The sequence below is a fragment of the Xanthomonas hydrangeae genome (assembly GCF_032697525.1).
GTDB lineage: Bacteria > Pseudomonadota > Gammaproteobacteria > Xanthomonadales > Xanthomonadaceae > Xanthomonas > Xanthomonas hydrangeae.
In genome coordinates this window covers 1,548,554-1,560,643 of sequence record NZ_CP103836.1, presented here as the reverse complement: position 1 = coordinate 1,560,643, position 12,090 = coordinate 1,548,554, and the positions used below count along the sequence as shown (strand labels likewise).

The 12,090-nt window shown below is 64.8% G+C and carries 7 protein-coding genes; 3 read left to right on the top strand and 4 right to left on the bottom strand.

Going from position 1 to position 12,090, the window contains the following annotated elements; translation table 11 throughout:
* Nucleotides 1-30: 30 nt before the first annotated feature.
* Complete coding sequence (locus tag NYR97_RS06360) at nucleotides 31-732, bottom strand: response regulator (protein WP_205393366.1); 702 nt, start codon at nucleotides 730-732, stop codon at nucleotides 31-33.
* On the bottom strand, nucleotides 732-2,111 hold the full coding sequence (gene baeS, locus NYR97_RS06355) for a sensor histidine kinase efflux regulator BaeS (protein WP_316697137.1): 1,380 nt from the start codon (nucleotides 2,109-2,111) through the stop codon (nucleotides 732-734). Before baeS ends, NYR97_RS06360 begins: the two co-directional genes overlap by 1 nt.
* Nucleotides 2,112-2,361: 250 nt before the next feature.
* On the opposite strand from baeS, the gene NYR97_RS06350 reads away from it, so the two are divergent.
* From NYR97_RS06350 to NYR97_RS06340, 3 genes are read left to right on the top strand one after another with little or no spacing between them, the layout of a single operon-like run.
* Nucleotides 2,362-3,651, top strand: a complete 1,290-nt coding sequence (locus NYR97_RS06350) for an efflux RND transporter periplasmic adaptor subunit (protein ID WP_316697136.1) — start codon at nucleotides 2,362-2,364, stop codon at nucleotides 3,649-3,651.
* Nucleotides 3,652-3,660: 9 nt separating this feature from the next.
* Nucleotides 3,661-6,810: an efflux RND transporter permease subunit gene (locus NYR97_RS06345; RefSeq protein WP_316697135.1), complete on the top strand. Its 3,150-nt coding sequence runs from the start codon at nucleotides 3,661-3,663 to the stop codon at nucleotides 6,808-6,810.
* Nucleotides 6,807-8,240: an efflux transporter outer membrane subunit gene (locus NYR97_RS06340; protein WP_316697134.1), complete on the top strand. Its 1,434-nt coding sequence runs from the start codon at nucleotides 6,807-6,809 to the stop codon at nucleotides 8,238-8,240. The genes NYR97_RS06345 and NYR97_RS06340 overlap by 4 nt, the downstream gene beginning before the upstream one ends.
* A 586-nt stretch (nucleotides 8,241-8,826) precedes the next feature.
* Here NYR97_RS06340 and NYR97_RS06335 read toward each other — a convergent pair.
* Both NYR97_RS06335 and NYR97_RS06330 read right to left on the bottom strand, forming a co-directional pair.
* Entirely contained in the window at nucleotides 8,827-10,785 is a 1,959-nt protein-coding gene (locus tag NYR97_RS06335; RefSeq protein ID WP_316697133.1) for a choice-of-anchor X domain-containing protein, read from the bottom strand.
* Nucleotides 10,786-11,114: 329 nt separating this feature from the next.
* Entirely contained in the window at nucleotides 11,115-11,984 is an 870-nt protein-coding gene (locus NYR97_RS06330; protein ID WP_425613043.1) for a methylenetetrahydrofolate reductase, read from the bottom strand.
* Nucleotides 11,985-12,090 lie beyond the last annotated feature (106 nt).

The window sequence follows — 12,090 nt, the reverse complement described above, 5'->3', positions numbered from 1 at the left end:
GGCGCGCTGCTACCAAGAGCGGGGCAGGGATTACGCCTCGGTGGGTAAATACTCGAAGCGGTAGCCCACGCCGTACACCGAGCGCACCCACTCTTCGCCGCCCACATCGGCCAGTTTGCGGCGCAGGTTCTTGATGTGGCTGTCCACGGTGCGGTCGGTGACGATGCGGTGGTCCACATACACACGGTCCATCAGCTGTTCGCGCGAATACACCCGCCCAGGCGATGCGGAGAGCGTACGTAGCAGGCGGAATTCGACCTGCGTGAGATCCAGATCGCGTCCGGCCACGCTGGCCCGGCAGGCGGCGTCATCGATGACCAGGCCGTGCGTCGGCTCGCTGTTGGGATCATGCCGGTGCCGGCGCAGCACCGCGCGTACGCGCGCGATCACCTCGCGCGGGCTGAAGGGTTTGCAGATGTAATCGTCGGCGCCGATCTCCAACCCGAGCAGGCGGTCGATCTCTTCGGCACGCGCAGTCACCATGATCACCGGTACCGCGCTGAGGCTGCGCAGTTCGCGGCAGATCTCCAGACCATCGCGATTTGGCAGCATCAGATCCAGCAACAGCAGATCCGGCGCCTGCGCGCGAAACGCTGCGATCGCCTGCGCGCCATCGGCCACCCAATGATGCGAATAGCCGGCCGCGTGCAGATACTCGCCCAGCACCGCGGCCAGTCGCGGTTCGTCTTCGACGATGAGCACATGTGCGGTCGTTGCGGTCTGGCTGTCCATTACGCCTCCAATGCCGGCAGCCGCAGCGTCACGCGCAGGCCGCCCAACGGCGAAGCGGTCGCGTGGATCTCGCCCTCGTGCGCGCCGACGATATTGCGGCAGATCGCCAGGCCCAGCCCGCTGCCACCGCTGGCGCGATTGCGCGACCCTTCCACGCGATAGAAGCGCTCGAACAGGCGATCCAGCTTGTCTGCCGGCACGCCGGGCGCGCTGTCTTCCACCACGATTTCCACTGCATGCCCGCGTCGTGCGCAGTGCACAACGAGTTGGCCGCCGGCATCGGTATAGCGCAACGAATTCTCCAGCAGATTGGAAAGCAACTGCTGCAGGCGGCGCTCATCGCCGTTGACATGCAGCGGCGCATCGATGCCGGCGGCGCGCAGCGTGAGCCCCGCTGCAGCGATGCGCGTCTGCATGCCGGCCAGTGTGGACTGCAGCACCACACTCAGATCGATCGGCGCGCGCCGATACGCCAACGCGCCCACATCGGTCAGCGACAGGTCGTACAGATCTTCGATCAGCTTGCCGAGTTGGCCGACCTCCTGATGCAGCGAGGTCAGCGACTCACGCGTCATCGGCCGGATGCCGTCCTGCAGCGCTTCCAGTTCGGCGCGCAGTACCGCCAGTGGCGTGCGCAGTTCGTGCGAGACATCGGCCATGAAATCGCGGCGTGCGCGTTCGTTGTTGTCCAGTGCCTGCGCCAGCTGGTTGAAGTCGCGTGCGAGCTGGTCGAGTTCATCGCGCATGCCCGCTTGCAATCGCGTGCCGTAGTCGCCGGCGGCCAGGCGATGGGTTGCCACTGTCAAACCACGCAGGCGGCGCAGCAAGGTGCGCGACAACAGCCAGCCAAACAGCGCAGCGACACCGATCGATGCCGCGCCCACTGTCCACCACAGCCGTTGCTGCGCCTGGTAGAAGCGTGCGTCGTTGGCGGTCAGCACCCTCTCGAACGGCAGCATGCCCATCCAGCCCACCGTCTGCCCGCGCACCACGACCGGGCGCAGCGTGTCGGTGCGGCTGACATCGGGGTTGCCGATGATCACGCGGTAATCGCGATCCAGCAGCGCGAAGCGAAACACCGCGCCGGTCTGGTCGGAGATCGGCGGCGCGCGCGGTGGCAGATTCTGCGCCAGCTCCGGGCGCATCAGCACGAACCAGGCATCGGGATTGTCGCGGATGAAGTTCCAGTCGCCATGCTTGGCGTAATCGGCCTGCACGCGCGGCAACACTTCCATCATCCGCTCGATGCCTTGCTCGCTGAGATAGTCGAGAAACTGCTTTCTGAGCAATAGCTGCCCGGCCAGGCCATTGATCAACAGCACTGCGATGCACGCGCTCAGGATGGCGAGAAAGAGTTTGGCGGTGATTCCGAGTTTCATCGACGTTGGGAAAACCTTGTTGCGAATGAGGTCACGCACGTGCGCTTGCTGGCATGACTACCTGCATTGACTGAATGTTGCAGCGGCGTCGACTGCAGCTGCCAGCTGCGCGGCCTGTCTTGCACACCCGTATTGGGACTTGATTAAACCCCGAAAGCAAGCGCCTGCTGTCTGTCAAAGCAAATCTTCAAATTTGCTCCATATTCGCAGCGTAGCGTGCGCATCCTCCGATCATTCCCGAGTGCGCCGCATGCGTTCCGTCACTTCTTCCCGTTCTGTCGTGGTACCGCGCCAATGGCTGCTGGCCGCCATGATCACCGTCGCGCTGGCGGCCTGTTCGCCTGCGCAAGCGCCGCAGCAGCGGCAAGTGGAAGTGGGCGTACAACGCGTGGACGTGCAGCGTCTGGCGATGGACCAGACGCTGCCCGGCCGCACGGTGGCGTATCAAAGCGCGCAGGTACGCCCGCAAGTGGGCGGCATCCTGCGCAAGCGGCTGTTTACCGAAGGCGAGCAGGTGCAGGCCGGGCAGGTGCTGTACCAGATCGAGCCAGCCGCGTTTCAGGCCGCGTATGCCTCCGCGCAGGGCGAGCTGGCGCAGGCGCAAGCGGCAGTGCTCTCGGCCAAGCCCAAGGCGCAGCGGTATCAGACGCTGGTCAAGCTCGATGCAGTGAGCCAGCAGGATGGCGATGATGCGATCGCCACGTTGCGTCAGAACGAGGCCGCGGTGACCGCCGCAAAGGCCGCCTTGCAGACCGCAAAACTCAATCTGGATTTCACCCGCATCACCGCGCCGATCAGCGGCCGTATCGGCACATCGAGCTTTACCCCGGGCGCACTGGTCACTGCCGACCAGACCGATGTGCTGACCACCATCAACCAGCTCGACCCGATCTATGTGGATGTCAGCCAATCCAGCGCGCAGCTGCTGCAGTTGCGCCGCAAGCTCGACGGCCAGGTCAAGGCAGTGGACGGCAAGGCCGAGGTCAAGTTGCTGCTTGAAGACGGCAGCGCTTACGCGCGTACCGGCACCCTGGAAGTGGTGGACACCGCAGTGGATGCCACCACCGGCACGGTGAAGTTGCGTGCGGTGATTCCAAATCCGGACCATCTGCTGCTGCCCGGCATGTACGTCAAGGCGGTGCTGTCGATGGCGGTCAACGAGCAGGCGATCCTGGTGCCGCAGCAGGCCGTCACCCGCAACAGCAAGGGCGAGGCGGTGGCGATGGTGGTCGGTGCCGATGGCAAGGTGGCGCAGCGCGTGCTAAAGACCGGCGATGCTGTGGGCGACCGCTGGGTGGTCAGCGAAGGCCTGTCTGCAGGCGAGAGCGTGATCGTGCAGGGCCTGCAGAAGATCCAGGTCGGCATGCCGGTGAAGACGCGCGAGGTGACCGCTGCTGCGGCCACACCAGCTGCAGCGGCGCCGGTTGCACCTACACCGGTTGCACCCACAGCAGTGACGCCGAGTGCACCTGCTGCGGCTAAGCCTACGACCGCGCCAGCACCCGCAGCGCCGGCCAGCGCAACGCCCAAGGCCGACTGAGGAACTCTTATGGCTCGTTTCTTTATCGACCGCCCCATCTTCGCCTGGGTCATCGCCATCGTCATCACGCTGGCCGGCGCGATCTCGATCCTCTCGCTGCCGCTGGAGCAATACCCGGACATCGCACCGCCCTCGGTGACGGTCAGCGCCACCTACACCGGCGCCTCCGCAGAGACCGTGCAGAACTCGGTCACGCAGATCCTCGAGCAGCAGATGACCGGCCTGGACAATCTGCTCTACATGTCCTCCAGCAGCAGCTCGGCCGGCACCGCGCAACTCACGCTTACCTTCGACTCCGGCACCGACCCGGATACCGCGCAGGTGCAGGTGCAAAACAAGGTATCGCAAGGCGAGGCGTTGCTGCCCGACGAGGTCAAGACCAACGGCATCACGGTGACCAAGTCGGCCAGCGGCAGCATGTTCATGGTGCTGGCCTTCACTTCCGAAGACGGCAGCATGGACAGCACCGACATCGGCGACTACATGGTGTCCACGTTGCAGGATCCGATCAGCCGCCTCAACGGCATCGGCAGCGTCAACGTGTTCGGCGCCGAATACGCGATGCGCGTATGGCTGGATCCGGAAAAACTGCACACCTATGCGTTGATGCCCTCCGATGTCAGCACCGCGATCGCCGCGCAGAATGCCGATGTGTCCTCCGGCGCGCTGGGTGCATTGCCGGCGCTGCAGGGCCAGCAATTGAATGCCACGGTGACCTCGCGCAGCAAGCTGCGCACGCCGGCGCAGTTCGAGAACATCGTGCTCAAGTCCGATGCCAGCGGCGCCACCGTGTACCTGCGCGATGTCGCGCGGGTGGAACTCGGCGCGGAATCCTACGGCTCCAGTTCCAAGTTCAACGGCAAGGCCGCCTCGGGCATGGGCCTGCAGCTGGCGACCGGCGCCAATGCGCTGGACGCCGCCAAACTGGTGGAAGCCAAGCTCGACGCGCTCAAGCCGTACTTCCCGGCCGGGCTGAAATACGAGGTCGCCTACGACACCACGCCGTTCGTGCGCATTTCCATCGAGGAAGTGGTCAAGACTCTGATCGAAGCGATCGTGCTGGTGGTCGTGGTGATGTATCTGTTCCTGCAGAACTGGCGTGCCACGCTGGTGCCGGTGATCGCGGTGCCGGTGGTGTTGATGGGCACCTTCGGCGTGTTGTCGCTGCTGGGTTTTTCGATCAACACGCTGACCATGTTCGCGATGGTGCTGGCGATCGGCCTGCTGGTCGACGATGCCATCGTGGTGGTGGAAAACGTCGAGCGGCTGATGGCCGAGCAAGGCATGTCGCCGCGCGAAGCCACGCATACCTCGATGGGCCAGATCACCGGCGCCCTGGTCGGCATCGCACTGGTGCTCACTGCGGTGTTCCTGCCGATGGCCTTCTTCGGCGGCGCCACCGGCGAGATCTATCGGCAATTTTCGGTGACCATTGCCGCGGCGATGATCCTGTCGCTGGTGGTCGCACTGACCTTGAGCCCTGCGCTATGCGCCACCTTGCTCAAGCCCATCGACAAGGGCGGCCATGTCTCGCGCAAGGGCGTGCTGGGCAGGTTCTTCACCTGGTTCAACACCCGCTTCGATCGCGGCACCGACAGCTACGGGCGCGGTGTGGAGCGCATCGTCAGCCATCGCAAGCTCGGCTCGCTGATCTATGTGGTGCTGCTGGTGGTGCTGGGCCTGCTGTTCTGGCGCCTGCCCAGCGCGTTCCTGCCAGAGGAAGACCAGGGCATGCTGATGGTGATGTTCAGCGCACCGGCCGGTGCCACGCAGCAACGCACCCAGCAGTCGATCGACCAGGCCACCGCGTTCATCCTCAAGCAACCGGAAGTGCAGGGCATCATGACCATCTCCGGCTTCAGCCTGGCCGGCAGCAGCCAGAACTCGGGCATGGGCTTTATCCGTCTAAAGGACTGGGCCGACCGCGACAGCTCGGCGCAGGAAGTGGCGCAACGCATCACCGGCGCGATGATGATGACGCTGCAGGATGCGCAGGTGTTTGCGTTGACGCCACCGGCCATCAACGGGCTGGGCACCAGTTCCGGTTTCACCCTGCAGTTGCAGGATGCCGCCGGCAACGGCCACGAAGCCCTGGTGGAAGCACGCAAGCAGTTGCTGCAGCTGGCCAACGGCAATCAGAGCCTGAGTGCAGTGCGCTTCAACGGCCTGGACGATGCGCCCACCTACCGCGTGCAGATCGACGATGCCAAGGCCGGCGCGTTGGGCGTGGCCGCGGCCGATATCAACACCACCTTGTCCACGGTGATGGGCGGGCGCTACGTCAACGACTTCCTCAACAATAACCGGGTCAAGCGTGTTTATGTGCAAGGCGAGGCGTCCGCACGCATGCTGCCCGCCGATATCGAGCGCTGGTACGTGCGCAACAGCGATGCCGCGATGGTGCCGTTCTCGGCATTCGCCAGCAGTGCGTGGGCCTACGCACCGCAGGTGCTGACCCGCTTCAACGGCAGCGAATCGATGGAAATCACCGGCAGCGCTGCGCCGGGCATCAGCTCGGGCGATGCGATGACGGCGGTCGCCGGCGAAGTGGACGGCATGGGCAAGGGCGTGGGCTACGCCTGGTCGGGCATGTCGTATCAGGAACAGGCCGCCGGCACCCAGACCTGGATGTTGTATGCGGTGTCGCTGGTGTTCGTGTTCCTGTGCCTGGCCGCGTTGTACGAGAGCTGGTCGATCCCGATCTCGGTGATGCTGGCGGTGCCGGTGGGCATCGTCGGCGCGCTGCTGGCGACCTGGATGCGCGATCTGTCCAACGACATCTACTTCCAGGTCGGCCTGCTGGCAACGATGGGCCTGGCCGCCAAGAACGGCATCCTGATCGTGGAATTTGCAAAAGAACTGGAAGAAAAGGGCCAGCCCTTGATCGAGGCCACCCTGCATGCCGCACGCATGCGTCTGCGCCCGATCCTGATGACCTCGCTGGCCTTCATGCTCGGCGTGCTGCCGATGGTGATCAGCAGCGGCGCCGGCTCCGGCGGACGGCATTCGCTGGGCACCGGCGTGCTCGGCGGCACGCTGGCCTCCACCGTGCTGGGCATCTTCTTTGTGCCGTTGTTCTACGTGATGGTGCGCAGCCTGTTTCCGGGTAAAACCGCCGATCACTCCACCGTCGTCCGTACGTCCGAGGTGACCCCGTGAAGCGCAACCTGTCCGTAAGTCTGGCGGTAGCCTGTGCCATCGCATTGAGCGGCTGCGTCAGCATGGCGCCGCGGTATGCACGCCCGGATGCGCCGGTGCCCAGCGTTGTCGGCGACACCGGCAGCGCGGATAGCGCTACGTCCAATGCAGCTGCGCTGGATTGGCGGCAAGTGCTGGTCGACCCACGCCTGCAGCAAGTGGTCGCTCTGGCGCTGGACAACAATCGCGATCTGCGCGTGGCGGTGCTCAATATCGAACAGGCGCGTGCGCAGTACCGCATTCAACGTGCGGACCTGTTCCCGGCGGTGGATGTCACCGTCTCGCATAGTGCGCAACGTGCTGCGGCAGCGACCAGTTTCACCGGTGCGCCGCAGATCATCCGCAGCGCCACCGGGCAAGTGGGCATCACCAGTTGGGAGCTGGATCTGTTCGGGCGCATCCGCAGCCTCAAGAACGAGGCGCTGGAAACCTATCTGGCCAGCGAGCAGACCCAACGCAGCACGCGTCTGAGCCTGGTGGCCGAAGTGGCCAGCGGCTGGCTCACCGTGGCTGCCGATCAGCAGCGGCTGGCGCTTGCCCGGCAGACGCTGGAGAGCCAGCGCAAGACGCTACGCCTGACCGAGTTGCAACACGACAACGGCATCGTCTCCGGGTTGGATCTGGCGCAGATCCAGACCAGTGTGGAAAGTGCGCGTGCCGATGTGGCCAGTTTCACCACCCAGCTGGCGCAGTCGCGCAATGCCTTGAATCTGGTCGCCGGCACACAGGTGCCAGCGGCGTTGCTGCCGGCTGCCGATGCGATCGATACCGGCGTGGCATTGGCACCGCTACCGGCCCGGCTGGAATCGCGCGTGCTGCTGCAGCGTCCGGACGTGTTGTCGGCCGAGCACACCCTCAAGGCCGCCAATGCCGACATCGGCGCCGCGCGCGCCGCGTTCTTCCCCACCATCTCGCTCACCGGCAATGTCGGGCGCGGCAGCGATGCCTTGTCCAGCCTGTTCGAGGGCGACCACACCTGGTCGTTCTCGCCCAGCGTCAGCGTGCCGATCTTCCGTGCCGGCGCCTTGAAGGCCGAACTGGATGTGGCCAAGCTGCAGAAAGACATCACCATCGCGCAGTACGAACTGGCGATCCAGACTGCCTTCAGCGAAGTGGCCGATGCACTAGCCGAACGCACACAGCTGGACGAGCGCATGGACGCGCAGCGCGCCCTGGTCGATGCCGCGCAACGCGGCTTCACCCTGTCGGACGCGCGCTACCGCAATGGCGTGGACAGCTATCTGGTCGCGCTGGACGCGCAACGCACGCTCTATAGCGCGCAACAGACCCTGATCAGCCTGCGTCTGACCGAGGCGAGCAATCGGGTGAGCCTGTACAAGGTGCTCGGCGGTGGCGCCGATGCGCAGTCGCAACCGTTGGCGCAACAGTAGCCCTGCATGGAGGCGCGAGCGTCGGTGAGTCGAGTGCGCGGTGCCCTCACCGCTTGCGGGACACGCCGCAAGTACGTCCATGTAGGCTCGGTGGCGGCATCCATGCCGCCACACGGTCCCGCAAGCGGCGAGGACACCGCACCAGAAAGTTTGCCGGCTGTTTTATTGAAAACCATGCACACCGACCATCTTGACTGGTCCTTGCCCGCCCACCGTCGCGGGACCTTACGCGGCATGGATGCCGCGTAAGAGCCTACAGGGACGTACTTGCGGCGTGTCCCGCGAGGGTGGGCGGGCAAGGGCCCTGCAGCAAACCCGCAGATCATCCGCTCTAAAAGCCCAAGCACCCACGCCGTTCAATCACCTCTCAAGCCAACCAAGATCCGTGAACGTAGGAGTTGTGTTGGCCGCGCTTAGGCGAGCAAGTACTAACTGCATGCAACACGCAAAGAGCGGCTATCAAAACTACTGCGCACCCACCTGACGACTACTCGCTACGTTTTGTTAACCGCTCTAAGTGTTCCCACGCGTACTGCGATGGCCGACGCGAACGCCGGCCATCGCATTGCACGTCGCTAAGAACGCATCACTTCGCAGCGTTGGCGTTCATCACCGCGTTGCGGCTGGCATCCAGATACTGCGCCGGATCGCGCATGCCGGTGGTGTGGCATTGCCCGGTGGTGTGGCCGCGATTGACGCCGCCCGGCAGCTGCGCATTGACCTGCTCCACGGTGCCGTCTTCGGGGTCGTTCAACACCAGATCCGAGGCCGCATTGCAGTAATCGTTGGTGTACCAGTTGGTCTTGGCGAACGAGGTCGTGTAGTAGTTGACCTTGGCCCGCGCATCGGCCGGAATGCCGGCCAGCCACGCCTTCGCACCGTCGTAGGTCATGTCGGTATTGGTGCCGCAACCCACCCCGAACCACGAACCCACCGCCGCCAGAATGCCCGACAGGTTGGTGCCTTGATACGGCGTGCCCACCGACTGCATCACCCGCCCGCCGCTGGCGTTATCCAGCCCGCTCCAGTAGTAGGTATACAGATGCAACGCAGCCATGCCGCCCTGGCTGTGCGCCACCGTGGCGAACGAAGACCACTGGCTGGCGAACTGCGCCAGCCGCTGCGCGAACTGGTCGTTGCTGCGGTTCTGTTTGGCGTCGATAAACGACGAGGCATTGGTGAATTGCGCCTGCGGCCACACGCCGTTGGAGCAATAGCCGTGCACCAGTACCAGTTGCGAGCCGGCCGCCTGCGGCTGCGCCATTGCACTGGCACTGACCAATGCAGCGGGGCGCGGCCCCATACGCATGCTTTCGTCGATCGCACCGGCAAACCGCGCGATGCTGGCACGCCGTAACGCGGGCAGCTGCAACGGCAGCATGTCGGCCTGCACCAAAGGGATGTAATGGTCCGGGTCCTCGATACGCAGCCCGCGCACGCTAAATGGCGCACGTGCACCGGCACGCGCAATCCAGCGTTCGTCCAGGCTCAGCGGCAGCTGGCCTTGTTGCGGCGTCAGCATGCCGCCGATCCATGCTACCGGCACCTCCTTGCCTTTGGCATCGGTGCCCCACACCTGGCCGAACACACGGTAGTGCGACGGCGCCTTGCCGCGCGCGACGATGGGCAACGCAATGCTGAGCCGCGTGCCATCGGCAGCACGTGCGCTCAGTGCATTGCCGAGCAAACGCAACGAGGTATCCAGCACCGGCAGCACATGCTCGCTGGTGCGCACGAACGGCTGCCCGGCCTGGTCGTGACCACGCACGATCACCTGTGCGACCCAGGTGCCTTCGGCAGTCGGTTGAAACGTACCGCCATACACGCCATCGCCGGCTGCACCATCGTCGTGTTGCCCGTCATCGGCCATCGGCAGCATGCGGATGCCGCCTTGCGGATCGATCACACGCAGACTGGCTGTCTCGATCTGCCCAGCCTGCGCGGCAAGCAAGGTCGCGCCGCGCGCATCGTTGCCGCTGAGCAGCGCATTGAGCGTCAACGATTGACCCACCTGCTGGCGACGATTGCGCGCATACGAAGCCAACTGCGTGCGTGCATCGCCTTCCATCAAGATATAGCCGCGTTGCGCCACCGGCGATGCCGATTGCAGGGTCAGCGACCATGCACCGTTCTGTGCCGATTCCACTGCGTAACGCATGCCGCTGGTGCCACTCTCTGGGCTGCCCAGCAATGTGCGCTGTGCCTGCAGCTGCGGTGCAACGGCAGCGGCACGCGCGCCGGCAATGCGTGGTGCGGTCACTGCCGCATCCCACGGCTGGTCGCCGGCCAACACCATGAAACGCAGGTGGCCGTTTTCCACCGGCAAGGTGCCTTGCCAGCGCGCGGATTTACCTGCAGGGGCCAACTCCACCGGTAACAAGGCGCTCTTGGAAAGGATCGCCGACTCGGCCGGATCGGGTGCGCGCATCTGTGCGAACTCCTCCGGTGGGCCAGCCAGTTGTTTGGGCTGCAGCTCCGCCGCCGCAAGCGGCAGGGACACGAGCGACAGGCTGCACAGTAACGACAATAGCGACGGCTTCGGCATGGCGACATCTCTCCTTGAACGTTGCGAAGCAATGCCGCTGCGCATGGCAACGACACCGGATGCAGCGCCCCCTCGCCGCGATTCGCCGATGGTTATACCGCGCGCTTGTGACAGGTCTGCTGTGCGCTGCAGCACCTCACGCGCAGCCAACAAATCCACACAAATGAATAGTACGGAATGTGATCCAGGTAGTGGACACGTCGACTCCGCGCACCGCACTGCGGGATCACACGCATGGTCAGTGGTCGATGTCGAGCGCCGTACTCGGAGGGCATTCGTCCACCAAGACGATCGTGCGAAAGCTACTGTGACCTTCGCGATGCCGAGGTCTACAAGATGTGGGCGGCGGTGCGGGAGCGATACTGCTCTACCCACGCGACAGACTGCGCGATGCCGCCGAAGGGAAAGAAGTGCAGGCTGACGTCTCCATGCGCGTCGGTGAGGCCGGTGGCGAGGCGATCCACAAAACGATCCGGCCCCGCGCTACCGAACAGCTTGCCGATCGAGATGCCGTACTTGGACAACATCGATGTGCATGCGCCCACACCGCAACGTGCGGCATAGCGCGCGAGCACCGCGACGCCGGCAGGACCGGGAACGCCCACACGCACGGGATGTGCAATGCCACGCGCGCGCAGCGCTTCCAGCCACGTCAGCACGATGTCGGCATCGAACGCGAATTGGGTGACGATCAGCGGCGCCATGCCGCGCTCGGCGATGCTGCGACACTTGCGTTCCAGCACATCCCATTGATCGGTTGCAGGCATGCTTGGATGGCCTTCCGGATGTCCCGCCACGCCGATGGTGGTGATGCCCGCGCGCTCGAACACACCTGTATCGATCAACGACACGCTGTCCGAAAACGGCCCGATCGCAGAAGGCGCATCACCCGCGATCACCAGGCAGCGCTCAACGCCGGCTTCATCGACTGCGCGCCTGACGAAGTCATGTAGCGCATCGAGCGAGGCGATGCGGCGCGCCGAAAGGTGCGGCATGGGCGCGAAGCCGAGGGTGCGCACCCGCTGTGCTGCGGCCAGTCGCGCGTCGTCGTTCTGGCTGGGCAGGTAGGGGATGGCAATGGTTGAGCCACGCAGGATCTGCGGCGCCGCTGCGGCCAGTGCGGGCATGTCGGTTGCGCCGACTTCCAGCGAATAGGCGTCGGTGAGGGTGCTGGCGAAGCTGGGCGGTTCCGGATACATCAAAGGGGGTGCCGTCCTCTGGTGGCGATTGGGTGGCTCCCGCATGTCAGCGCTGATCGAGCGGGAAGGCGGCCCGTGCAACACGCGCGCCTGGCGATGGTATCCA